Origin of the sequence: Nocardia sp. NBC_00565 (assembly GCF_036345915.1) — a bacterium.
Classification (GTDB): domain Bacteria; phylum Actinomycetota; class Actinomycetes; order Mycobacteriales; family Mycobacteriaceae; genus Nocardia.
Genome location: NZ_CP107785.1, coordinates 7059198 through 7081556 on the forward strand (window position 1 = coordinate 7059198; position 22359 = coordinate 7081556).

The following is a 22359-nucleotide window of genomic DNA, read 5'->3' on the forward strand; positions in this document are numbered from 1 at the left end:
AGGTGAGCAGCGGTTTCCTATCTAACTGCAACATTGGTGTTGCCGTTTCTAGAAATATGGCTACTCTGATGTTGCATCCGATCGAAGGAGTTAGATATGACCCACTCGGGAAAGACCGCCCTGGTCACCGGCGCTTCATCTGGTATCGGCGCCGAGTTCGCCGCCCAGCTCGCCGCCCGTGGCGACAATCTGGTGCTGGTCGCTCGCTCGCTGGACCGCCTGGAATCCCTTGCCGCCGAACTGCGTAACCGGCACGGCGTCCGCGTCGAGGTCATCGGCCAGGACCTGACCGCCGCGGACGCCGCCGCCCGGATCACGAATGAGCTTGCGGCCCGGGAGCTTTCCATCGACGTCCTGATCAACAACGCCGGTTTCGGCAGCGCGGGCCGGTTCGAGGAGCTCGCCGCCGATCGTGAACAGGATCAGCTGATGGTCAATGTTGTTGCGCTGGCGGGTCTTACGCGTCGGCTGATCCCGAGAATGCTCGAACGGGGCGGCGGCGAGATCGTCAATGTCGCCTCGATCGCTGCCTTCCAGCCCGCACCGTACTTCGCCACCTATGCCGCGGGGAAGGCGTTCGTCCTCAACTTCAGCCTCGCCCTGTGGAGCGAATACAGCGACCGCGGTATCAAGGTTCTCGCCTTGTGCCCGGGTCCGACGCAGACGCAGTTCTTCGACGTGGTCGGCACCCGCAAGGCCGCGATCGGTCCGTCCATGGCCAGCGCGACACATGTGGTCCGCTCGGCTCTTCGAGCACTGGAACGCAACAAGGGTTATGTCGTTCCCGGCATCGGAAATTTCGCCTCCGCGCACCTGCTACCGCGCCGCCCACGCACCTTCGTCGCCCGAATCGCCAAGTTTGTCACCCGCGGTGTAGCCGATGCGGCGCGCGAGAGTTCGGTGCACGCTGCCGCGTAAGTATGGGCCACCGACCGTGCCGTTGTGTGAAATGCGACAGCGCCACAGACCCGGTGGTGGTGCAAGATCGAGGTATGGGCTCCACCACGGGACCTCGCGTCCCCACCAGCGTCGACGATTTCCGCGCCTTGGCGAGCACCCGGCTGGGCCGGTTTCCGCACACCGAGGTCCCGGACGCGCCGGGCCTGCGTCGCGCCGCGGTCCTGCTGTGCGTGGTCGATCAGCCGGGCAGCCCGCTGTCGGTCATCGTTATCAGACGCGCGTATCGCGGGCGCAATGCCGGTCAGTGGGGGTTGCCGGGCGGGCGGGTCGATCCGGGTGAGACCGCCGAACAGGCCGCCATTCGCGAGCTGCACGAGGAACTCGGCTTGACCGCCACCCCGGCCGACCTCCTCGGTAGGCTCGATGACTTCCCGGCCACCTCGGGCTTCGCCATCACGCCGATCGTCGCGGCCCTCGCCGATGTGACCGACCTGCGGCCGAGCCCGGCAGAGGTCCACTCGGTACATCACGTGGACCTCGCCAGGCTGGCCGCCGACGATGTGCCGCACTGGGTCCCCAGGAGTGCGGCGGTGCGACAAGTCGATATCCGCGATGACGAGGCCCCCGCGGTCCCCGCCGACGGCCCGGGCCTGCTGCAGATGCGCCTGGCCGAGGGCATGACCATTCACGCTCCGACCGGCGCGATGCTCTGGCAGTTTCGCGAAGTCGTCCTACTGGGCCGCGATCCCGCCGAGGCCCGCATCGCCCACTTCGCCCAACCGGATTGGACCCGCCACTAGCGCACAGCAGACTGGGACGGGGTCATTCCACCGCACCATCTCCCTACGAGAGCAGGGGTCGCGCCGATCCTGACAGCTCGGGCAGAACCGGCCCCTCGACCGAATCTGCTTGCGTGCCAACAACTCCGGCGCGATTCTCAGAGCCGCTGCAACAGCTGGACCCGCACCTGACCCGGCGGACACAGGGGCCTGTTGGCGAAATGAAACGTCGCCCGAGCGGCGAATTCTCAATCCGCCCAGACGGATTCGATCGGTGTCGCCTCGTTGGGGGGCGGGGTGGGGGTACCGCTCGGGGTGCGCGTGAAGCGGGGCGCCGGGGCGTGCTGAACGACGCCGTCGATCTCGATGAGTCCGGTGCGGGCGACGATGTGCGGGTTCTGTTCGGCCTCGGTGAAGGTCAGCACCGGAGTGGTGCACGCGTCGGTGCCATCGAAGATGGCGGCCCACTCGTCGCGGGTCTTGGTCTTGAACTTCTCGGTGAACAGCTTCTTCAGCTGGTCCTGACCGTTGGGGTCTATCTGCATCGGCAGACCATCAGGGTCGATCTCCAAGCCCTGCAGCAGTTCCGCGTAGAACTGCGGTTCGATGGCGCCGACCGCCATGTACTTGCCGTCGGAGGTTTCGTAGGTGTCGTAGTACGCCATGCCGGTGTCGAGCAGGTTGGTGCCGCGCTCATCGGACCACAGGCCCATCCCGCGCATACCCCAGATCATGTGCGAAAGGGCAAGCGCCCCATCGATCATCGCCGCATCGATGACCTGCCCCTTGCCGGAGCTCTGCCGCTCGACCAGCGCGGCGAGGATGCCGAACACCAGGAACATCGAGCCGCCGCCGAAGTCGCCGACCATATTCAGCGGCGGCACCGGCCGCTCACCCTTGCGACCGATCGCGTGCAGCACGCCGGTCAGCGAGATGTAGTTGATGTCGTGTCCGGCGCGATCGGCCAGCGGACCGTCCTGGCCCCAACCGGTCATCCGGCCGTAGACCAGCTTCGGGTTGCGAGCCAGCACGGCATCCGGTCCGAGGCCCATGCGCTCGGTGACGCCGGGCCGGAAGCCCTCGATCAGCACATCGGCCTTCTCGGCGAGCCCGAGCACCTTCTCGATATCCGCCGGATCCTTCAGGTTCGCCTCGACGATGGTGCGTCCACGCCACTGCGGCCGCTCCATGAAACCCGGCAGCATATTCGGCCGCTGCACCCGCACCACATCGGCGCCGAGGTCGGCGAGCAGCAGAGCCGCATGCGGACCTGGGCCGATACCGGCCAGTTCGATGACCTTGATGCCCGCCAGCGGGCCCTGCTTGGTGGCGGTGGATGGTGTGCTCACGCCCTACCTCGGTTCGTTGTTGATCCAGCGCACCGGCGAGGCGGTGCTCCCCGGGAGTGTATTGACAGTATGACAATAAGCTGTGGACGGGTCTCCGAACACCCGGTGGCAGATCGCGCATATCAAGCTGTCACGTCGTATCAGGGCACAACATGTGCGCGGAGGTCGGCCGTTGTGCGAGGACTCATCCAGGCGGCTGCACGTCTCGGAGTGCGAAACGAACTCGGTCCCCGGGTAGGCCATGGCTACGCAGGCACGCACCGGGCCACTGACCTGCTCGGCGTCCGCGGACGTGGCCGCCTATCGACCAAATGCGTCTCAGTAGCAGGTGAGCGGTTGGAGTGGATCGGCGGCGCGGGGAGTCAGGGCTGTGTACGCGGCGGCGATGGATTTGACCGCTAGGCGCAGCTCTGGCTCCGGGTGCGTGAACGGTAGGCGGATGAAGCGTTCGAAGGCGCCCTGAACGCCGAATCTCGGTCCGGCGGCGAGCAATACGCCGTGGTTGGGAGCAGTGGCGGCGAGCGCGGTCGAGACCGGGGCGGGCAGCTGCGCCCAGACGGACATGCCACCGTCGCCGACGATCACGCGCCAGTCGGGTAGTTCCTCGGCGAGGGTGGTGAGCAGGGCCGCGCGCTGGGCGTGGAGTTGGTCGCGGCGGCGGGTGAGGATGGTGTCGGCATGCTCCAGCAGGTGCACGGTGGCCAACTGGTCCATGACGGGGGTGCCGAGGTCGACGGTAGAGCGGATGCCGAGGAGCTTGGTTATCAGCGGTTGGTTCGTCCGGATCCAGCCGACCCGCAGACCGCCCCAGAAGGATTTGGAGGCCGAGCCGATGGTGACGATCTCGGCGCCCTTGGCGAAGGCCGCGACGGGCGGCGGCGCGGTCTTATCGGTGAGGTTCAGATCCATCATCGACTCGTCGATCACCACGGTCATCCGAGTTTCACGGGCGATGGCGGCCAGTTCGGCACGACCGTCGGCATCGAGCAACAGGCCGGTCGGGTTGTTGAAATCGGGCACCAGGTAGGCCAGGGTGGCCGCGGTTTGCCTTGCTGCGCTGCGGATTCCGTCGAGATCCCAGCCGGAGTCCGGGGTTTCCGGGCGCAGCGGCACCGGCACCGGGCGGGCGCCGACGTCGCGGATCGCCTCGATGGCGTTCGGGTAGGTGGGGTGGTCGATGAGCACCCGGGCCGCGGGGGCGGTGAGCACGTTGAGCAGCAGACGCAGACCGTGCTGGGCGCCGAGGGTGACCAGAATCTGCTCCGGTTCGGTGGGCAGGCCGCGCTCGGTGTAGCGGCGGGCCAGTGCCTCGCGCAGCGCGAGCACGCCGACCGGATCCATGCCGTGCGTACCGAGGTAGGCCGGAAGGCCCTGCAGCGCAACCGAATACGCCTCCTGCATCTCCATCGGCGCGGCCATCGCGGCGTAGGTCATGTCGATGGTTGGCAGTTCCGGCTGCGCCATCATCGCCAGGATGCTGCGGGCGGGCTTGGTGCCGTCGTGCTGCACGTCGCTCGGTAGGGCGACAGTGCTGCGCGAGCCCTGGCGGCTGATCAGGTAGCCGTGTTCGCGGAGCAGGGCATAGGTGGAGGTGATGGTCGTGCGGCTGACGCCGAGGGTGGTGGCGAGGTCGCGCTCACTGGGCAGGGCAACGCCGAGCGGTGCGCGACCGTCGTGGATGAGCAGACGGATACCTTCGGCGAGGGCCAGGTACGCCGGACGCGCCGACCTGCGTTCGCCCGGTTCGCCGTTCTCGTCCGCACTGCGCCAATATCCCAGATCGCGGGCAAGGCTGGCGGCACCGATCACTCTCGTCGACATAAAGACCAGTATTAGCCAAGTGGATATTTAATGGCAAGGCCAGTCGGCGCACGCTATCGGTTATGACCGCCCTCGCCACAGTCCTCGTGCTCGCTTCGTTCGCGTATCTCGTGCACCGCTTTGCCCCCAAACATCCCGATGAAGCCTTCCGGCTCGAACGGTTCCGCGCACCGGGCCCATTGACCGGCGAGTCGCCTTCCTATTACGAAAACCAGCGCCAATACGCGGATCTCGCCGCGATCTACGGCCGCAACGATGTGCCGGATCCGGATGCCGAGGCCATCGCACGCCCCGAGCGGGCGGCGCCGCGGCGGATCTCGAACCCGAGTTGCGGCGCGGTAAAGCCGACCCTCGGCGGGGTCCAGGCCAGTTTCTGATAACTGGACTGGACTGGTCGAAGATGTCGGACCCGAAGTGCACACTGACCCCTATGAGTGCTTCCGCGCGCCCGGTGACCGGGTCGGCGCTGTTCGACACCGCGATCGGCACCTGCGCGATCGCGTGGACCGATGGCGCCGTATTCCGATTCCGGCTCCCCGAGGCGAGCCCCGACGCGACGCGGGCGCGAATCACGCGCCCCAGCAGCAGGATTCCGGACGCCGAGGAAATCCCCGAGCAAGCACCCACCGGCCGGATCGCCGATGCCATCGCGGGTATCCGCGCCCACCTCGCCGGCGAACTCGATGATCTGCGCTGGATTCCCGTGACCACCAACGGAATCCCCGAATTCCACCGCGCCGTCTACACCGTGACCCGCGCCATCGACCCCGGCCACACCCTCAGCTACGGCCAGGTGGCCGACCGCATCGGCGCCCCCGGCGCGGCCCAAGCCGTCGGACAAGCCCTGGGCCGCAACCCCATCCCCCTGATCATCCCCTGCCACCGCGTCCTAGCCGCCGACCACGCCCTCACCGGTTTCTCCGCCCCCGGCGGCATCACCACCAAACAACACCTCCTGGCAATCGAACGCACCCCCGGCTTCGGCGAACCCACCCTCTTCTGACCCGACAGCTCGACCTCCGTATATCTCTGCTGATATCATTGATATACGGCTAGATATCAAGGGGGTTTTGCCGTGGCGCGAACCGTGATCGACCTCGATGATCAACTACTTGCCGACGTGTCGAAGACACTGGGCACCGGCACGAAGAAAGACACTGTGCACGCGGCGCTCCGCGAAGTGCTGGAGAACCGGCGTCGAGCTCTCGCCTTGATCCGCCTCCAGGACGCCGCCGCCGATGGCGCCTTCGATCTGGACCTACTCGAGGACAAGCGGAAATACCGCCGGTGAGCGCGGCCCAATTCCTCATCGACACCAGTGCCTTGGTGCCGATCATGAAGCAGGATCCGGACGCGTTTGCCTGGCAGCGTGCGGCCGCGGCCGGGTTGATCGCCGTCTGCCCGATCGTCGAGTTGGAGTTCTTCCACTCTGTGCGGTCTGCGGCCGATCGGGAACAGACCATCGAGGACATGCGGGTGCTGTTCGGTTGGGAACCCATCGATGACCGGGCCTTCGACCGCGCCTGGGAGGTTCAAGGGGAGCTCACGAAGCGGGCGCAACATCGGAGCGCAGGCCCTGTTGATCTTGTTCTTGCCGCCACGGCGGAGCTGCGCGGATTGACGCTGCTACATCGAGATCACGACTTCGACTGCATCGCTGCGGTTACCGGGCAGCCGCATCAGTGGCTGGGGTCCCAGGCGCGGGCCGATCGGGCATAGTCGGGGGATGAGCGATGAACGACCGGCGCTGGCTGTTGCCCTTGATTTGGAGCCGCATCCGGAGGGTGGGTGGTATCGGGAGACCTGGCGTAGTGGGGTGGAGTTCACGCCAGCGGGATACCAGGGGGCGCGGGCCAGTGCGACGGGGATCTACTTCTTGTTGCTGCCCGGAGAGAAGTCGGCGCCGCATACGGTGCGGTCGGACGAGGTGTGGTTATGGCATCGGGGTGGGCCGCTGGTACTCGACATCGGGGGCGAGGAGGTTGTCCTCGGGCCCGATGTCGAGCACGGGCAGGTATTGCAGGCGGTGGTGCCGGGTGGGGTGAGCCAGGCCGCGCGTCCGGCGGGGGACGACTATGTGCTGGTCAGCTGCATAGTCGCGCCCGGATTCGACTTCGCGGATTTCCGGCTCGACTGAATCGGCCACCGCGGAGCAGCTCTATTCGCTGACTTCGAGCACACCCTCGTCGACAGCCCACTTGATCGTCTTCTCCAGTTGCGCACAGGATTCCGGCCGCCCTGGCCCATGCCCCTGCGCGCTGAGCGCGGCGAAAACGGGGCAGCGCGCGGCCGGACTCTCGGTCCACTGCACCGAGGTCTGGTGCGAAGAACTCTTGCGCACCAGCACCTCGCTCTGGCAGGACTGACACCGCAGCGGTGTCATTCCGTCCTCCAGATAGCGCTGCTTGTCGACCACGGTCTGGGCCTGCACCGCGGCCCGCCGCGCCGGTTGGTCGGCGAAGTCGGGTGCTTTCGCCCAGGTTGGCGCCATCAGACTCCTGCTTCCGCTTCCGTTTCCCGCTTGCGCCGCAGGTTTTCGGCGACCTCGGCCTCCCATGCCTCATTGGCCTTGGTGGTGTCCACCTCGAATTCGAAGCGCTGGGTCATCTTCTCGGTCACGTCGGCCAGGTCCGCATAGAACTGGTCATACCAGCGACGCAGCTGGTAGACCGGGCCGTCCTCCTCGCAGAGCAGCGGATTCTCGACCTTGGACTTGTGCTTCCAGATCTCCACATCCTGCAGGAAGCCGACGCTGATGCCCTCGGTCATCTTCGCCGCCAACTTGTCGGCCATCTCGCCGTCGACGCCCTTCGGCTTCTCCAGCGAAACACCCCATTGCAGGACAAAGGAATCCTGCGACACCGGGTAGTGGCAGTTGATCAGGACGCTCTTGACCTCGTAGCCGCTGTAGATGTTGACCAGCGGATTGATCATGTACGACGGCCCGAAGTACGACGCCTCCGACTTCAGCAGGGTATCGCCGCCATACTTGGAGGCCATGCCGATATCGGGACGGCCCTTGGTCTCCAGGAACTGCGTGGCGATATGCCCCTCGAAGACGTTCTTGAAGTACGTCGGGAACGCGAAGTGGATGTAGAAGAAATGGGCCATATCGACCACGTTGTCGATGATCTCGCGGCAGTTCGCGCCCTCGATCAACATGGAGTTCCAGGTCCAGTCGGTCCAGCCGCTGTCGAGTTGCTCGCTCGGGTTGCCGTCCGCGTCGGTGTACGGGCCGACGATGTGCGGAATGGTCACCTCGGGTGGCGGCTGGCTGCCCTCGTGGTCGTGCCAGACGAACAACTGTCCGTTGCGCTCGAGCGTGGTCCACTTGCGGGTCCGCGCCAGCGGCGGAACCCGCCGCGCGTAGGGAATCGCCGTGCACTTGCCGTTGGTGCCGGACCAGCGCCAGTCGTGGAACGGGCAGGCGATGTCATCGCCCTTGACCTCGCCCATACTCAGATCGCCGCCCATATGCCTGCAGTAGGCGTCCAGCACCCGCAGTTCGTCATTGGTATCGGCCCAGACGACGAGCTTGGTGCCGAACACCTCGACGGCGTGTGGCTTGCCGTCGCGGAACGACTTCGCCAGGCCGAGGCAATGCCATCCCCGCGCATATCGGGTCGGTACGGAGCCCACATCGAGCTCTCGAACCTTCGCACCGCTCCCCTGTGGGGTAACTGCCATCGCGATTCCTCCTCCTTCTGTACTAGAACACGTTACAAAAATGTCGCGTTCCGCGCCAGCGATTCGGCCGACCACCTGCGAATCGGTGACGAATGACTCCAATGAGCACCCGTTCTCGACAGAGAGTGAGAACCTGTTCTAGTCTCAGAGGCAAATGAGTACCGGTTACCAACCCGACCAGTCAGGAGCAGGTCCCGCGATGACGCAAGAAGTGACCGAACGGGTCGAAGCACTGTTGCCGACGCTGCGCGAGCGCGCGCAGGAGGCGGAGGACCTGCGGCGCATCCCCGACGAATCGATGAAGGCGCTGCAGGAGACCGGGTTCTTCCGCCTGCTCCAGCCCAAGCAGTGGGGCGGGCACGCTGCCGACCCGGTCGTCTTCTACGACACCGTCCGCAAGCTCGCCAGCGCATGCGGCTCCACCGGCTGGGTGGCCGGCATCGTCGGCGTGCACAACTGGCACCTCGCACTGTTCGCACAGCAGGCGCAGGAAGATGTGTGGGGCGAAGACAACGAGGTTCGCATCTCCTCGTCCTACGCTCCGATGGGCGCGGGCACCGTCGTCGACGGCGGCTACCTCGTCAAGGGTGCGTGGGCCTGGTCCTCGGGCTCCGATCACGCGACCTGGGCGGTGCTCGGCGGCCCGGTGATCAAGGACGGCAAGCCGGTCGACTTCGGCAGCTTCCTGATTCCGCGCACCGACTACCGCATCGATGATGTGTGGAATGTGGTCGGCCTGCGCGGCACCGGCTCCAATACCGTTGTGGTGGAGGATGTTTTCGTGCCGTCGCATCGGTTCCTGAGCTTCCGGGCGATGAGCGAGCTGAAATCTCCTGGCCTGGAACAGAACACCGACCCGGTGTACAAGATGCCGTGGGGCACTATCCATCCCACGACCATCTCCACCCCGATCGTCGGCATGGCCTACGGTGCATACGCCGCTCATGTCGAACATCAGGGCAAGCGGGTGCGCGCGGCCTACGCCGGTGAGAAGGCGAAGGACGATCCGTTCACCAAGGTGCGGGTCGCCGAGGCCTCCAGCGATATCGACGCGGCCTGGCGTCAGCTGTCGGGCAATGTCGCCGACGAATACGCACTGCTGGTGGCGGGCAAGGAGATTCCGTTCGACCTGCGGGTGCGCGCCCGCCGCGACCAGGTGCGCGCGACCGGCCGGGCGATCGCTTCGATCGATAAGCTCTTCGAGGCCTCCGGCGCCACCGCGCTCGCGAACGGTACTCCACTGCAGCGCTTCTGGCGGGACGCGCACGCCGGTCGGGTGCACGCGGCCAACGATCCCGAGCGCGCCTACGTCATGTACGGCACGCACGAATTCGGGCTCCCGGTCACCGACGGCATGGTCTAGTCGTGACGGCGACCACCGAACTCACCTATCAATCGACCTCGCGGTACGCGCAGGTGCGGCCCGATCTGCGCCTGCACTACCACGAGGCCGGAGTAGGCAACGGCCCGACGATCGTGCTGCTGCACGGCGGCGGACCCGGCGCCTCCTCCTGGTCGAATTTCGCCCGCAATATCCCGGTGCTGGCACGGAACTTTCATGTGCTCGCCGTGGATCAGCCCGGATTCGGGCTATCGGATAAGCCGGTCGATCATCCGCAGTACTTCGTGCACAGCGCCACGGCGCTGAACGATCTGCTGGACACGTTGGAGATCACCGGGCGGGTGCATCTGCTCGGTAACTCGCTCGGCGGTGGCGCGGCGGTGCGGTTCGCGCTGGACTTCCCGGATCGTGCGGGCAAGCTGGTGCTGATGGGCCCGGGCGGGTTGAGCGTCAACCTGTTCGCGCCGGACCCGACCGAGGGCGTCAAGAACCTCGCGAAGTTCAATTATGAGCCGACCAGGGCGAACCTGGAGGCCTTCCTGCGGATCATGGTCTTCGATCAGTCGCTGATCACCGACGAGCTGATCGACGAGCGTTTCGCCTCGGCGAGCACGCCCGAGGCGCTGGCCGCGACCAGGGCGATGGGAAAGTCGTTCGCCGGCGCCGATTTCGAGCAGGGCATGATCTGGCGTGAGGCGTACAAGCTGCGTCAGCCGGTGCTGCTCATCTGGGGCCGCGAGGATCGGGTGAATCCGCTCGACGGCGCGCTGGTCGCGACGAAGATGATTCCCCGGGTGCAGTTGCACGTGTTCGGTGGTTGCGGGCACTGGGCCCAGCTGGAGAAATTCGACGAATTCAACCGGCTGGCAACGGATTTCCTTGCCGGTGTGAAGGAGAAATGATGGGCATTCGATCGCTGGCGTATCTGCGCATCGAGGCCACCGATATGGCGGCCTGGCGCGAGTACGGGCTCAAGGTACTCGGCATGGTCGAGGGCAAGGGCGGTAATCCCGAGGCACTCTACCTGCGTATGGACGATTTTCCCGCACGCCTGGTCATCGTGCCCGGGGAGAAGGATCAGCTGCAGGTCTCCGGCTGGGAAACCGCCAATGCCGCTGAACTGCAGGATATTCGGGACCGGCTGGACGCGGCGGGAGTGCCGTTCAAGGAGGGCACGGCACAGGAGAAGGCCGATCGCCGGGTCTATGATCTGATCTCCTTCGAGGACCCTTCGGGCAACACCCTGGAGGCGTTTCACGGTGCGGCACTGGAACATCGGCGTGTGGTCAGCCCCTACGGGCACCGGTTCGTCACGGGCGAACAGGGCCTGGGCCATGTGGTGCTCAGCACCAAGGACGACGCCGCCGCGCTGACCTTCTACCGCGATGTGCTCGGCTTCCGGCTGCGCGACTCGATGCGGCTGCCACCGCAGATGGTCGGACGGCCCGCCGACGGCGAACCGGCCTGGTTGCGGTTCTTCGGCTGCAACCCGCGCCATCACTCGCTGGCCTTCCTGCCCATGCCGACGCCGAGTGGCATCGTGCACCTCATGCTCGAGGTGGAGGGTTCCGATGATGTCGGTCTCTGCCTGGACCGCGCGCTGCGCAAGAAGGTGAAGATGTCGGCGACGCTGGGTCGCCATGTCAACGACAAGATGCTGTCGTTCTATATGAAGACACCGGGTGGCTTCGATGTCGAGTTCGGTTGCGAAGGTTTGGAAGTCGACGACACCGACTGGATCGCGCGGGAATCCACGGCGGTCAGCCTGTGGGGTCACGACTTCACGGTCGGACAGCGGCAGCAGTAATCGGCGATGGACAGGGCAACAATGACGACCGACGAGTACCCGGCGATCGACGGGCGGCAGTTCCGAAATGTGTTGGGGCAGTTCTGCACCGGCATCACGGTGATCACCACCTTGGCTGCCGACAGCACCCCGATCGGCTTCGCCTGCCAATCGTTCGCCGCCCTCTCCCTCGACCCACCCCTGGTGCTGTTCTGCCCCACCAAGACCTCCCGCTCCTGGGCAGCCATCGAACAGTCCGGACGTTTCTGCGTCAACGTCCTGGCCGAAGAACAGCAGCAACTGTGTGCCCGCTTCGGTTCCCGCGAAACCGATAAGTTCGCCGAAACCAACTGGCACACCTCGGAACTGGAGCTCCCGCTCCTGGACGACGCCCTGGCCACCATCCAGTGCACGGTGGACAGCGTCGTCGACGGCGGCGATCACTTCATGGTGATCGGCCGAGTGCTGGCCCTGTCGGAGTCGACCAGCTCCGGCAGGCCGCTGTTGTTCTACCGCGGGCAGTACACGGCCATCGAGCCGGACAAGACCGTGCCCGCACCTTGGCGGCATGATCTGGAGCACTTCCTCACGACGACAACGCTGGACACCTGGCTATAGAGCCGACGTAGCCGCGTGCGCTACGTGGGGCGACCCCCGCCCGCGCCGGATGGATCTGCTCATCGCGGCGATCGCTTCCGCACGCGGGTTACCGCTGTACACACACAACAGCGAGGATTTCCGCGGCCTGGAAAGCATGGTCGAAATCGTCGCTGTTCGACCTGTCACCACATCAAGGCGGGTCGGGGGATTGCGAGATTCTCAGTACGTGTTCAACGGAGCAGACGAGGGAAAGGTGACCGGCAGAGCTGCCAAGGCCCGGTGGAAGGGACCCGGCCGCCAGGTCGGTGCGTCGGCCGGTATGGCCAGCCGGATCTCGGGTAGCGCATCGAGAAGCTGATCGATGGCGTCCTGAGCGATCAGGTAAGACAGGGATTGCGCGGGGCAGGCGTGTGGGCCGATCCCCCACGCCAGATGCGAGCGATTGCCTGTGTGATCCTCGGCCCGGATCGCGGGGTCGTTGTTGCAGGCGGCCATGCTGATGACGATCGGCTGATGTGCGGGCAGCCAGACGTCGTCGATGAGGACCGGCTGACGGGGGTAGGTGGTGAGGAAGTTAGCCAGTGGTGGGTCGTTGAACAAGACCTCGTCGAGGGCGTCGCGGGTGGACAGGGTCCCGCCCAGGACACTTCCGCCGAACCGGTCGTCGGTGAGGATCAGAAGCAGGGTGTTGACGATCAGGTTCTGTTGGAATTCGATCCCCGCGCCGTAGAAGCCCGCCACCTGGTGGACCACCTCCACATCATCGAGTTCGGCCGGATGCCGCAGCAGCAGTGAGGTGATGTCGTTGCCGGGTTGGGTCCGTTTGAGGGACACCAGTTCCAGCATCGCCTTGCTGAGCATCTTGTTGCCGTTCTCGGCCTCGATCCCATCGAACATCGCGGCCATGGCGGCGGCGATCCGCTGTCCGATCTCCGGCGGGCAGCCGAGCAGGGCATTGGCGACCCCGAACGTCAGCGGGAACGAGTACTGGCTGATCAGATCGGCCGTACCGGTCTGGCAGAAGGTGTTGATCAGCGGGATGGCGATCTTCTCCACGGTGGTGTGGAAAGCATACAGATCTACCTCGTTGATGCTCGCGGTAGTGGCCTGCCGGTAGCGCAGGAAGTCCCCCCCGGTGCTTTTACTCGCGATGGGGCGCCACTCCATAAGCGGGAGGACGGGGCAGTCGGTCGGGATGTTCTTCTGCCAGGTGCGTGGATCGGCAGGGAAGTGTTCGGGATCGTTGAGGATCCGCACCGCGGTGTCGTACCCGACCACCAATGTGGCCGGTACGCCCGGCGCCAACTCCACCGGCGCCAAAGAGCCGTACTGCCTTTGCATTTCACGGTAGACGCGGTGCGGATCCGCGGCGAATTCCGACGAGTACAGCGGCACCTTCGGGCCGTCGAAAGCCAACGGCGAGCCGTGGACGACCGGACAGGATGGGGCGTGCGCTCGGGACTGTGGCGTACTCAAAAATGGAACTCCAGACCGTTCGTGTGTTCTGGCGACGCGGTCATCTGCGCATCTCCCACTTTCGGTCGCCATGCCGCTGCTTCGAGCAAGCCTACTGTCCAAAAGTATTTCGTTGCAATCTGTTCCGCACCGCTTTCGGCCGCAGCCGATTGGAAGTATCGCGCGGCGAACCGGTCGGTGCAGGGCTGGACACCTGGCTCTGAGCCGTACGCGAATGTGGCCTCGTCCGGAATCGACCGGGCGAGGCCACATTTGCGCGGTCAGGCCGCCGAGCGGGTGCTGCGGAAGGTGAGCGCGACCACGAAGGTCAGTGCCGCGATGCCGACCGCCGCGGCGAATGCCGTGGTGATACCGCCGACCAACGCGTGTTGCGCCGAACCTCCGGCGTCGCGGGACGCGGTGCCGAAGATGGTGACCAGGATGGCGAGCCCGAGTGCGGCGCCGGTCTGCTGCAGTGTCTGCAGTGCGCCGCCCGCGGCACCGGCCTCACTCGGCGGCACACTCGACATGATGATCACGTTCAGCGGTGAGAAGGCAAGGCCGATACCGCATCCCATCAGGATCATCGCCACGAACAGCAGTGGGAAGTAGCCGCTGTCGGTGGTCAGTTGGGTCAGCAGCACCAGCCCGGCCGCCATCGTCAGCGTGCCGATCAGCGTCACCGGTTTCGGACCGAAGCGCGGCAACAGCCGCGGGATCAGCCGGATCATCGTGAACATCAGCAGCGCGGTCGGCAGGAAGGCGAAACCCGTTGCCAGCGCGGTCAATCCACGCACCTCCTGGAGGTACTGGGTGAGGAAGAAGAACATCGACATACCGGCCATCGGGCCGAGGAACATATTGGCGTAGGCCGCGGCGCGGTTGCGATCGGCGAACAGCCGCAGCGGCAGCAGCGGCTGCGCCGTCCTGGCCTCGATGGCCACGAAGGCGATCAGCAATGCGATGCCGACGGCCAGCCAGATATCGGTCATCTCATTGCCCCAGCCGTTCGATGCGGCACTGATGAAGCCGTAGACCAGCGCGGCCACGCCGGTGGTCGCGGTGACCGCGCCGGGCAGGTCGAGGCGGGCGGGCTGGCGCTCGGCATCGGGCAGGAAGCGCAGTGCGAGCACCACGACGGCCAGGCCGAAGGGCACATTGATGAACAGCGCCGAGCGCCAGCTCAACCATTCGGTCAGCAGACCCCCGACGATGAGGCCGATCGCAAAACCCGCACTGGACATGCCGGAGAACAGCGCGAGCACCCGCATCCTGGCCTTCGGTTCACTGAATGTGGTGGTCAGCAGCGCGAGGGTAGACGGCCCCGCCATGGCCGCGCCGACACCCTGCACGACACGGGCGATGAGCAACCAGGTGGCCGATGGGGCCAGCCCGCCCGCCAGCGAGGCCAGCGTGAACAGTGTTGTACCGGCGATGAACAGATTTCGTCGGCCGAACAGGTCTCCGACGCGGCCGCCGAGCAGCAGCAGACCGCCGAAGACCAGGGTGTAGGCGTTCATCACCCAGGACAGGCCGGTCGCGCTGAAGTGCAGGTCGGTGCGGATGCGCGGCAGCGCCACGTTCATCACCGTGACATCGAGGACGATCATCAATTGGCAGGTCAGCAGGGTGACCAGCACGATGCCGGATCGGAGCCGACCGGCTCTGGAGGTTGCGGACGCACGGGTGTCCGCGGCAAGTGTGGTGGACAAAGAACGCTCCATCGAATGGGACTCAAACGGAGGGAGCCTCCGTTTCCGATAGAGCTATCATATGGAGGGCTCCTCCATTTACGCAAGACTATCTGGAGGGTCCATCCGTTTTCCAGTGGAGGGAAACATGACAGCACCGCCGACCGGACGGCCGATGCGCGCGGACGCCCGGCGCAACTACGAGCGGATCGTGACAGCCGCTCAGGAGGCGTTCGCCGAACAAGGACCGGACGCCCCACTGGAGGAGATCGCGCGCCGTGCCGGTGTCGGCATCGGCACGCTGTATCGGCACTTTCCGAGCCGTGAGGTGCTGATCGAGGCCGTATACCGCTCCAGCATCGAGGTATTGAGCGCCCGCGCGCACGAACTGCTCGAAAGTCACACGGCCGTCGAGGCTTTCGAGCAGTGGCTGCGCGAGCAGGTGCAGTGGGTGATGGACAACCGCAGCCTTGCGACCACCATGAAGGCCGGGATGGATAAGGGCTCGCCGACCTTCACGCTGTGCCGGACACTGATCTCCGACGCGGCGGACTCGCTGCTGCGGGCGGCACAGGAATCGGGCGAGATCCGCTCCGATATCGAGCCGCGCGACCTGATCCGATTGGGGCACGGCATCGGCGTAGCCTGCGAGACCACACCCGATGCCGCCGAACGCCTGCTCGCCGTGACCCTCGACGGCCTGCGCACACCAGGGGCAGGCCGCTAGTGGCGGCAGCTGACTGGCGCGTCAACTGAGCGAAGTACACGTGGCGGCGTCCGGCAATTCCTCTGTGAGGAAGACGGTTTGGGCCATCATCTTGAAGCCGGACATCTGTTCGCGGAAGACCTCGATGGATTCCTCGGGGTGGACCGAGTCGATTACCGCGTGCGGGCCGATAGCGTTGAATTGGTGGCTGACGCCGCGGGGGATCTGCATATCGACGAAGGAGCAGGGTGGGACGATCAGGTTGTATCTGGTGCGGTGTAGGCCGGGGGGCGTATCCGGGAGTTCGTCCGCGAATTCGCTGGGCAGGAAAGGGGTTACGCCGACGACGTTGGTCACCACGAATGGCGAGAGGCTGCTCACCCGGATGTGCGTGTCGGGGCCGGTCATCATGCGGACGAAACGCAGGCCGGTGTGCAGGTGCATTCGGGAGCACATGCCACGTGCTTCGGCGTTATAGAAATCCATGATGTAGCGGTCGGCGAAGAAGCCGTCGAACGGCGTCTCGATCATATAGACGTCGCCCTCTTCGAAGGTCTGGGAACGAACGATGCCGTCGGCGTCGGGCGTGGTCGCGGTGCGACTCGCCTTGGCGCTGCGGACTATCTGGGCGAATGCCTGGACGACCACCGCGGCGACCTCCGCCGGGAACTGCGCCACGGGTGTGACGGCATTGCGTCCCGCGTCCACGAATTCGGCCAGATCGTGGATCTCGTTCTCATCATCTGCGCGGTGCTTGAGGCGGGGATCGGACATGCGGTGCGGACTCCTCGGTGTCTAACTCCTACGGGTGCGACTGCGGATCATGGACCCACTTCGAAGGAACGCAACCACAGCTCCAGCGAGAGGACCAACCACAATTTGCCGCCCTGTCGCGGCAGCAACGCCCCGTCACCGCGCAACCAGGCCCGAATGGTGTCCTCCCGGAACAACCCACGCGCCCGCGCGGACTTCCCCAAGAGCAGGTCGTGCCCGAGTTCGCGCAACGGCCCGGACAGCCACTGCTGCACCGGAACTCGCATACCGCTCTTCGGTCGATCCACGATGGTCGGCGGAAGCAGGTCGCGCACAGCTTGTTTGAGAATCCACTTCTCGCTGGTACCAGCGAGCTTGAACTTCGGCTGCACCCGGAAGGCATGGTCGATCACGGCCCGATCGAACAGCGGCGCGCGCCCCTCCAATCCGCTTGCCGCGGTGAGCCGTTCGACCTTGGTGAGAATGTGATGGGCGCCCTTGGTGCGCAGGTTCGTATGCAACAGCTGGTTGAGCAGGCTGGTCATCGGCCCCTGACGCAGGTACGGCGCGAGCAGGTCGGTCAGCGGCGGTGCATCGCCGAGTGCGGTGAGTACCTCGGGGCTGAGCAGGACCGGCAGATCGCCATAGCATTTGCGGTAGCTGTCGAGATAGGCCGCGGCCCTGGCATCCGGATCCGGATCGTCGCGGAAGAGCTCGAAGATCAACATCGGCAGATTCTTGGGACCGCCGAAGACCGGATCGCCGCCCTCGCCGTTGAGCACCACCCGAATACCGTCCGCGGCAACGGCTTCGGCGAGCATCAGATTGGGTACCGTGAGTGGGTCGCCGACCGGGCAGTCCAGTAGCGACACCGTTTCCGCCAGCCGCGCGGCGACCGTCTCGCCGGGCACCGTGAGCACTCGATGTTCGGTATTGCAGTGTGCGGCAACGAGTCCGGAGTAGGCGAGTTCGTTCGGCGTGGTCCCGCCGAAGCTGATGGAGTACGAACGCACGGTCTGATCGTGCAGCTTGGCGGACAGCGCGGTGACCAGGCTGCTATCGATACCACCGGAGAGCAGCACCCCGACCGGCGCACCAGCGGGCAGCCGCCGCGCGACGGCATCCTCCAGCAGCGCGCGCAAGGCGAGCGCATGCTCGACGGCCGAGCGCGGATCGTCGACTTCGATTGGCTCCCAGTAGGTTTGCTCGGTCATCGATCCGTCACCGTGCAGCCGCACACACCGCCCCGGCAATACCTCATGGATGCCACGCAACAGCGTCTCGCGTCCCGGCAGATAAGCGAAGGTGAGGAACGACCGAACCGCGGGCAGATGCAATCCGGTACGCAGCGCGGGCCACCGCTGCAAAGCCCGCAGCGACGTGGACGCCGCCCAACCACCGCCGGCCCAGGCGTGGAAGAGTGTGCGCGTGCCAACGTGATCACGGAGCAACACCAGATCCGCGCCGTCGGCAATGGCCAGGGCGAACATGCCATCCGCGGCGGCGATTCCGTCGAGTCCGAAGCGGGCGTAACAGTGCAACAGCAGTTCACCATCGGCACAGTCCGGCGGCGGTGCGTCCGCGCCGAGTCGGGCGCGCAGGTGGGCCGCGTTGAACAGCGTGACCTCACCGACCGCCGTCAGATCACCGCGAGCAGACCGATCACCACGAACAACCTGATCACCGCGCGACGGCTGAATCCGCACGCTGAAAGGACCAGCCGCGACGCCGGGCCCGTCGAGCAACCCCAACGCATGACGACTCGCCACCGCCACCGGCCGGCCACCGACCGCCCGTACCTGACCTGCCGGATCATCCGGGGTCAGGAATGCACACCAACGAGACATCGTCCCCCTCAGCCGAAATCGCCGCCGCCGTCGTCCCCGGCGTCATCATCCCAACCGCCATAGTCACTGCCCGAATCGCTGGAGCCGGACGACTGCGCAGCCGCCTGTCGGCGTAGCTCTTCCTCTTCCCCGGGGCTCAGAAAACTCGGTGGCATGATCAACCCGCCGAGCAGGGCGCCACCCGCCACCGCGGCCAGAATGCCGCCGAGCCGACCGCCGAATGACGACCGATTGACGGTCAGCCTGCCGTCGCTCCACAGGGTGCGACCGAAACCCGCCTCCCGGCCGTAGCGGACCGACCCGTTGCCGAACGTGCGCTTGATGAGCTTCGTACCGAGCGGCTCGTCGGTACCGGAGTACCCGCCATTGTCGCGCCACGACACGACACCGCGCGGGTCCCGCGTCCGCCATTCCTGACGGCCGTCGGCGTAGCGCCGATGCACGGAACCGTCGGCGAGCAACTCATCGGTGTAGGTGATCTGCCGATGCTCCGGCACGGTTACCCCCTTTCATGCGGCTGGCCAAGTGAGGAAGCCCGCGGTCCGCATGCGGCGCAACTCCGTGAAAGTGGTTCTTGGCGAGCGGACTTCGCGGACCAGCCGGTGCACAGTGCGCAGCAGCGAAGCCGGACGCACCGCATCCACCTCGACGCAACGTCCCCGGTCCAACCACCCGCGCTCCCACGAATCCAACTGCACCGCGGTGGAAGTCGTGCCGCTGCCCCTTGTATCGGGCGGCGGCGCAGGAGCAGTCGGAGCGTGAGCACCCAGGTCGGCCCGCGCCACCGAAGCAGCCACGCCGCGATCACCAAGATCCGCCCGCACCACAGGACCAGCCGCACCGCGATCTCCTGGACGTGCCCGCGCCCCAGAGGTAGCGGCGGTGCGAGTTCCCGGATCTGCCGGTGTCTCAGCTACGGTCCACGCGCTGTCCCGTGAATCAGACTGCGTCACAAGGGCGGACTGTGCCGAGCCGTGGGGTGTCGACGTGCGATCACCTAGGTTGTGCTCCTCCACTTCGGTGACCGGGCCGCTCAGATGGACGAGATGCAGCGAGCCGACTTGGCGCGGCCGCAGCCCTAAGGGCACAACGTGCACGCCAACGGGGATGTCGGTGAGTTCAGCGAACCGGACTGGGAAGGTGAGTCCGTCCGGGCTGGCGTCGTGCAGCAGATAGATGGTGCCCTCGACGCCGGCGAGCATGTCCGCGACACCCGGATCGAGCGGCAGTTCCGCCGCGCTCAGCACCGGACAGGCCGACTCCATCGGTAATCCGTTGGCGCGCAACATTTGTGCGATTCCATCCGACTCGCATACGAGCAGCCGGGGCAGACCGTAGTCGAACAGATCGGGCTCCGGCGTATGCCGACCGGCACGCGCCGCACGCGCAGGTTCGAGCGTGAGCAGACCGGGCACGTCGCCGTGCCGGCGCAGCGCGGTCCGGAACGCCGAGTAGCTGATGGGCGCGGCGACCGTGAACGCGAGGCGGCGCGGCGCGTGGTGCAGCGGCGATGCCACCCGGCACAGTTCGTAGTAGAGCTGGCGCTCGGTGAACCGAATTCCGCTCGGCGCAGCCGCTCGCTCGGCGGCAACGCGCAGCAGCCGGTCGAGCAGCCGTCCCGTCACCCTGTCGGCCACGTGAGAAAACCTACCTCGCGGGCCCGCCGCCGGTCCGGGTCGCCCGCGTCCTCGACCCGCTCGACCGCCCGCTCCACGACTGCGAGCAGCTTCGCGGGCGCGATCGCCGCGATCGGCGACCACCAGCCGTCTGCCAGCCACTCGATCTCCGTCTCGGACAACGGTTCCCGGCGCAGGAACGCCGCATCCTGCTCGGTCGGCCGCGGCTCACGCAGCCGCAGCACCGATGCGTTGGCCAGCACCGCGCGCGGCGACAGCCCCACCACCACGGCCCGGGGGCCGAGTGCGGCGCGGGCCCGTCCGGCCAGCTCGATGCCGGGCAGGCTGGCATCGTGCAGCACGATGACCGGAATATGCGGTGGCAGCCGATCGATACGGTCGGCGAGCGCGATGGCTCCGGTCTGCGGCACGTTATTGGCCGTCAGACAGGCGAGCACGCTGCGATCCGGGCACAGCACCGCAATTCGAGGCCGCTCCACGATGGGCGGCTTCACCATCGCCTCATCCACCGAACCCGATGGCGGGCCGCCGTGAATCGGCGACCACCGGCCGACCACATCCCTGCGGAAGGTGTTGTACGGAACAGGCATTCGGACCGTTGTCCGGCTCAGGAACCAGGGCTTCGCCGCCCGTAGACCGGCGTCGGCCAGTACCAACACCACGACAGCGACAATGATGGCCGCTACCGGTCCCATCGCGCTGCTCACAACCAGGGCGACGGTGAGCACCCCGATGGCGATCCAGACCGCGATGCGCACACCATTGAACACCCGCCGCACATCCGGGACCTTCTTGCGCCCGGCCGCGTACCAGAGCTGAACCAACGTATAGCGCAGCCCGCGCCCGTCACCGAACTTCTCGGCCAGCTTGCGTATCCGAATATCGTGCAGCCCGAACGGGCTCTCCTTGGGTTCGAGCGCGAACTCCCGCCGACATTTCGAGCAGCGCCGTCCCCCACGCTCCTTGCGCAGCAGATTCGTGCTGCAATGCGGGCAGATCACGATTCATATTCTCCGATTCCACCGCCGCGCGCGACCCCAGAGTTTCGGTGGCCGCCGAACCGTCATCAGATGTTTGACGCAGAGACGCCCTCGTTCACGAGGGTGAGCAAGCGCCGTCCTCCTAATCGAGGTTGTTGGGTCGGGGTGATGTGTCGGTGGTGTCGGCTAGATTCGCGGGCATGGAGGAGGTGGTGCGGTACAGCTATCGGTTGCGGCCCGGCCGGGGCGCGCAGTCGGCTTTGCTGGCGGAGTGGCATCGCTGCCGGTTCCTGTGGAATGAAGCTGTCCACCAACAGAAGTCGGGTAGCAGGCCGACGTTCGGCACGCTGAGCAAGCTGTTGACCGCCGCCTGCGTGGACAGCGTCGTAGACGGCGGCGATCACTACATCGTGATCGGCCGAGTGCTGGCCCTGTCGGAGTCGATCATCTCCGGCAGGCCGCTGTTGTTCTGCCGCGGCCAATACACCGCCATCGAACCGGACAAAACCGTCCCCGCGCCGTGGCGTCACGACCTCGACCACTTCCTCACCACAACCACACGCGACACCTGGCTCTGAGCCGTCGATAGGTCCGCGAACATGGCTTTGTCCGGAATCGACCGGACGAGGCCACATTCGGATGCTGCCGAACTCAGGTCGCTGGGCGCTGGGGCAGCGGGGAATCGTTCTCCGGTCCTTGCGCGAGGGCATCGACACCTCGAACGCTGCCGGGCGCATGGCCGCCGGGGTGCTGGCGTCTCTCGCCGAACTGGAGTTGGAACTCCAGCGGGAGCGGCGCGCGGCGTCGAAGTCCGCACGTCAGGCGCGCGGCCTGCCCATCGGTCGCCCCCGTGCTCTGCAGCCCGATCAGATCGCCCTGGCCGAGCGGATGCGTGCCAGCGGCGAGCCCATGCCGGAATCGCTCAGACGCTCGGCGTCAGCCGGGCGACGCTGTACCGCGTGCTGACCGAGAAGGAATGAAGCCACGGCCGATGCGAACTCGGCATCGGCCGTGGCTTCACTCTCG

The 22359-nt window shown here is 66.1% G+C and carries 23 protein-coding genes and 2 pseudogenes; 14 read left to right on the top strand and 11 right to left on the bottom strand.

Annotated elements, in window-relative coordinates:
• The first annotated feature begins 96 nt into the window (after positions 1–96).
• Together OG874_RS32510 and OG874_RS32515 are read left to right on the top strand one after the other, a co-directional pair.
• Positions 97–918, top strand: coding sequence for an SDR family NAD(P)-dependent oxidoreductase (locus tag OG874_RS32510; protein ID WP_330250899.1), 822 nt, complete (start codon positions 97–99; stop codon positions 916–918).
• A 74-nt stretch (positions 919–992) separates the two neighbouring features.
• Positions 993–1700, top strand: a complete 708-nt coding sequence (locus OG874_RS32515) for an NUDIX hydrolase (protein WP_330250900.1) — start codon at positions 993–995, stop codon at positions 1698–1700.
• 227 nt (positions 1701–1927) lie between these two features.
• Here the strand turns inward: OG874_RS32515 and OG874_RS32520 are convergent, their stop codons facing one another.
• Both OG874_RS32520 and yczR read right to left on the bottom strand, forming a co-directional pair.
• The gene (locus OG874_RS32520) at positions 1928–3028 is read right to left on the bottom strand and encodes a CaiB/BaiF CoA transferase family protein (RefSeq protein WP_330250901.1); all 1101 of its coding nucleotides are present in this window, start codon (positions 3026–3028) and stop codon (positions 1928–1930) included.
• Positions 3029–3346: 318 nt separating this feature from the next.
• Entirely contained in the window at positions 3347–4849 is a 1503-nt protein-coding gene (gene yczR / locus OG874_RS32525) for a MocR-like transcription factor YczR (RefSeq protein WP_330250902.1), read from the bottom strand.
• Positions 4850–4911: 62 nt separating this feature from the next.
• On the opposite strand from yczR, the gene OG874_RS32530 reads away from it, so the two are divergent.
• From OG874_RS32530 to OG874_RS32550, 5 genes are all read left to right on the top strand, one after another.
• The gene (locus OG874_RS32530) at positions 4912–5226 is read left to right on the top strand and encodes a hypothetical protein (protein WP_330250903.1); all 315 of its coding nucleotides are present in this window, start codon (positions 4912–4914) and stop codon (positions 5224–5226) included.
• Positions 5227–5270: 44 nt separating this feature from the next.
• Entirely contained in the window at positions 5271–5852 is a 582-nt protein-coding gene (locus tag OG874_RS32535; protein WP_442943449.1) for a methylated-DNA--[protein]-cysteine S-methyltransferase, read from the top strand.
• Between the two features lie 72 nt (positions 5853–5924).
• Positions 5925–6140: a type II toxin-antitoxin system VapB family antitoxin gene (locus OG874_RS32540; protein WP_330250905.1), complete on the top strand. Its 216-nt coding sequence runs from the start codon at positions 5925–5927 to the stop codon at positions 6138–6140.
• Entirely contained in the window at positions 6137–6568 is a 432-nt protein-coding gene (locus tag OG874_RS32545; RefSeq protein WP_330250906.1) for a PIN domain nuclease, read from the top strand. The genes OG874_RS32540 and OG874_RS32545 overlap by 4 nt, the downstream gene beginning before the upstream one ends.
• A gap of 7 nt (positions 6569–6575) precedes the next feature.
• The gene (locus tag OG874_RS32550; protein WP_330250907.1) at positions 6576–6986 is read left to right on the top strand and encodes a cupin domain-containing protein; all 411 of its coding nucleotides are present in this window, start codon (positions 6576–6578) and stop codon (positions 6984–6986) included.
• Between the two features lie 21 nt (positions 6987–7007).
• On the opposite strand, the gene OG874_RS32555 is transcribed toward OG874_RS32550, so the two are convergent.
• Both OG874_RS32555 and OG874_RS32560 read right to left on the bottom strand, forming a co-directional pair.
• On the bottom strand, positions 7008–7340 hold the full coding sequence (locus OG874_RS32555) for a hypothetical protein (protein WP_330250908.1): 333 nt from the start codon (positions 7338–7340) through the stop codon (positions 7008–7010).
• Positions 7340–8536, bottom strand: a complete 1197-nt coding sequence (locus OG874_RS32560; RefSeq protein ID WP_330250909.1) for a Rieske 2Fe-2S domain-containing protein — start codon at positions 8534–8536, stop codon at positions 7340–7342. Before OG874_RS32560 ends, OG874_RS32555 begins: the two co-directional genes overlap by 1 nt.
• Positions 8537–8735: 199 nt before the next feature.
• Here OG874_RS32560 and hsaA point away from each other — a divergent pair, with 199 nt between their 5' ends.
• The 4 genes from hsaA to hsaB are packed head-to-tail and all read left to right on the top strand — an operon-like array spanning position 8736 to position 12282.
• Positions 8736–9899, top strand: coding sequence for a 3-hydroxy-9,10-secoandrosta-1,3,5(10)-triene-9,17-dione monooxygenase oxygenase subunit (hsaA, locus tag OG874_RS32565; RefSeq protein ID WP_330250910.1), 1164 nt, complete (start codon positions 8736–8738; stop codon positions 9897–9899).
• 2 nt (positions 9900–9901) lie between these two features.
• Positions 9902–10780 (top strand): 4,5:9,10-diseco-3-hydroxy-5,9,17-trioxoandrosta-1(10),2-diene-4-oate hydrolase, encoded by an 879-nt coding sequence (gene hsaD / locus OG874_RS32570; protein ID WP_330250911.1) that lies wholly within the window; start codon positions 9902–9904, stop codon positions 10778–10780.
• Entirely contained in the window at positions 10780–11685 is a 906-nt protein-coding gene (gene hsaC, locus OG874_RS32575; protein ID WP_330250912.1) for an iron-dependent extradiol dioxygenase HsaC, read from the top strand. Before hsaD ends, hsaC begins: the two co-directional genes overlap by 1 nt.
• A gap of 21 nt (positions 11686–11706) precedes the next feature.
• Positions 11707–12282, top strand: a complete 576-nt coding sequence (gene hsaB, locus OG874_RS32580) for a 3-hydroxy-9,10-secoandrosta-1,3,5(10)-triene-9,17-dione monooxygenase reductase subunit (protein WP_330250913.1) — start codon at positions 11707–11709, stop codon at positions 12280–12282.
• 201 nt (positions 12283–12483) lie between these two features.
• On the opposite strand, the gene OG874_RS32585 is transcribed toward hsaB, so the two are convergent.
• Positions 12484–13740: a cytochrome P450 gene (locus OG874_RS32585; protein WP_330250914.1), complete on the bottom strand. Its 1257-nt coding sequence runs from the start codon at positions 13738–13740 to the stop codon at positions 12484–12486.
• 260 nt (positions 13741–14000) lie between these two features.
• Complete coding sequence (locus OG874_RS32590; RefSeq protein WP_330250915.1) at positions 14001–15431, bottom strand: MFS transporter; 1431 nt, start codon at positions 15429–15431, stop codon at positions 14001–14003.
• 127 nt (positions 15432–15558) lie between these two features.
• Between OG874_RS32590 and OG874_RS32595 the strand changes: the two genes are divergently transcribed.
• A complete protein-coding gene (locus tag OG874_RS32595) occupies positions 15559–16137 on the top strand; it encodes a TetR/AcrR family transcriptional regulator (RefSeq protein ID WP_330250916.1) in 579 nt (192 codons plus the stop codon).
• 21 nt (positions 16138–16158) lie between these two features.
• On the opposite strand, the gene OG874_RS32600 is transcribed toward OG874_RS32595, so the two are convergent.
• Genes OG874_RS32600 through OG874_RS32620 form a run of 5 tightly spaced genes read right to left on the bottom strand, consistent with a single transcriptional unit; the run spans position 16159 to position 21354 of the window.
• Positions 16159–16890: a hypothetical protein gene (locus OG874_RS32600; protein ID WP_330250917.1), complete on the bottom strand. Its 732-nt coding sequence runs from the start codon at positions 16888–16890 to the stop codon at positions 16159–16161.
• 47 nt (positions 16891–16937) lie between these two features.
• Complete coding sequence (locus OG874_RS32605; protein ID WP_330250918.1) at positions 16938–18716, bottom strand: asparagine synthetase B family protein; 1779 nt, start codon at positions 18714–18716, stop codon at positions 16938–16940.
• 8 nt (positions 18717–18724) lie between these two features.
• On the bottom strand, positions 18725–19213 hold the full coding sequence (locus OG874_RS32610) for a hypothetical protein (protein WP_330250919.1): 489 nt from the start codon (positions 19211–19213) through the stop codon (positions 18725–18727).
• A gap of 12 nt (positions 19214–19225) precedes the next feature.
• Complete coding sequence (locus tag OG874_RS32615; protein ID WP_330250920.1) at positions 19226–20353, bottom strand: hypothetical protein; 1128 nt, start codon at positions 20351–20353, stop codon at positions 19226–19228.
• Positions 20338–21354: a hypothetical protein gene (locus OG874_RS32620; RefSeq protein WP_330250921.1), complete on the bottom strand. Its 1017-nt coding sequence runs from the start codon at positions 21352–21354 to the stop codon at positions 20338–20340. The genes OG874_RS32615 and OG874_RS32620 overlap by 16 nt, the downstream gene beginning before the upstream one ends.
• A gap of 353 nt (positions 21355–21707) precedes the next feature.
• On the opposite strand from OG874_RS32620, the pseudogene OG874_RS32625 reads away from it, so the two are divergent.
• Both OG874_RS32625 and OG874_RS32630 read left to right on the top strand, forming a co-directional pair.
• Positions 21708–21911 (top strand): annotated as a pseudogene (locus tag OG874_RS32625) (monooxygenase); the annotation flags it as partial.
• A gap of 88 nt (positions 21912–21999) precedes the next feature.
• A pseudogene (locus OG874_RS32630) lies at positions 22000–22313 on the top strand (helix-turn-helix domain-containing protein); the annotation flags it as partial.
• Positions 22314–22359: the final 46 nt, after the last annotated feature.

Excerpts from the sequence above, each read along its gene's own strand:
- OG874_RS32510 (WP_330250899.1), top strand. The coding sequence starts at position 97 with ATGACCCACTCGGGAAAGACCGCCCTGGTCACCGGCGCTTCATCTGGT.
- yczR (WP_330250902.1), bottom strand. The coding sequence starts at position 4,849 with ATGTCGACGAGAGTGATCGGTGCCGCCAGCCTTGCCCGCGATCTGGGA.
- hsaA (WP_330250910.1), top strand. The coding sequence starts at position 8,736 with ATGACGCAAGAAGTGACCGAACGGGTCGAAGCACTGTTGCCGACGCTG.
- OG874_RS32605 (WP_330250918.1), bottom strand. The coding sequence starts at position 18,716 with ATGTCTCGTTGGTGTGCATTCCTGACCCCGGATGATCCGGCAGGTCAG.
- hsaB (WP_330250913.1), top strand. The coding sequence starts at position 11,707 with ATGACGACCGACGAGTACCCGGCGATCGACGGGCGGCAGTTCCGAAAT.
- hsaC (WP_330250912.1), top strand. The coding sequence starts at position 10,780 with ATGGGCATTCGATCGCTGGCGTATCTGCGCATCGAGGCCACCGATATG.
- OG874_RS32515 (WP_330250900.1), top strand. The coding sequence starts at position 993 with ATGGGCTCCACCACGGGACCTCGCGTCCCCACCAGCGTCGACGATTTC.
- OG874_RS32555 (WP_330250908.1), bottom strand. The coding sequence starts at position 7,340 with ATGGCGCCAACCTGGGCGAAAGCACCCGACTTCGCCGACCAACCGGCG.
- OG874_RS32560 (WP_330250909.1), bottom strand. The coding sequence starts at position 8,536 with ATGGCAGTTACCCCACAGGGGAGCGGTGCGAAGGTTCGAGAGCTCGAT.
- OG874_RS32600 (WP_330250917.1), bottom strand. The coding sequence starts at position 16,890 with ATGTCCGATCCCCGCCTCAAGCACCGCGCAGATGATGAGAACGAGATC.
- OG874_RS32550 (WP_330250907.1), top strand. The coding sequence starts at position 6,576 with ATGAGCGATGAACGACCGGCGCTGGCTGTTGCCCTTGATTTGGAGCCG.
- OG874_RS32530 (WP_330250903.1), top strand. The coding sequence starts at position 4,912 with ATGACCGCCCTCGCCACAGTCCTCGTGCTCGCTTCGTTCGCGTATCTC.
- OG874_RS32595 (WP_330250916.1), top strand. The coding sequence starts at position 15,559 with ATGACAGCACCGCCGACCGGACGGCCGATGCGCGCGGACGCCCGGCGC.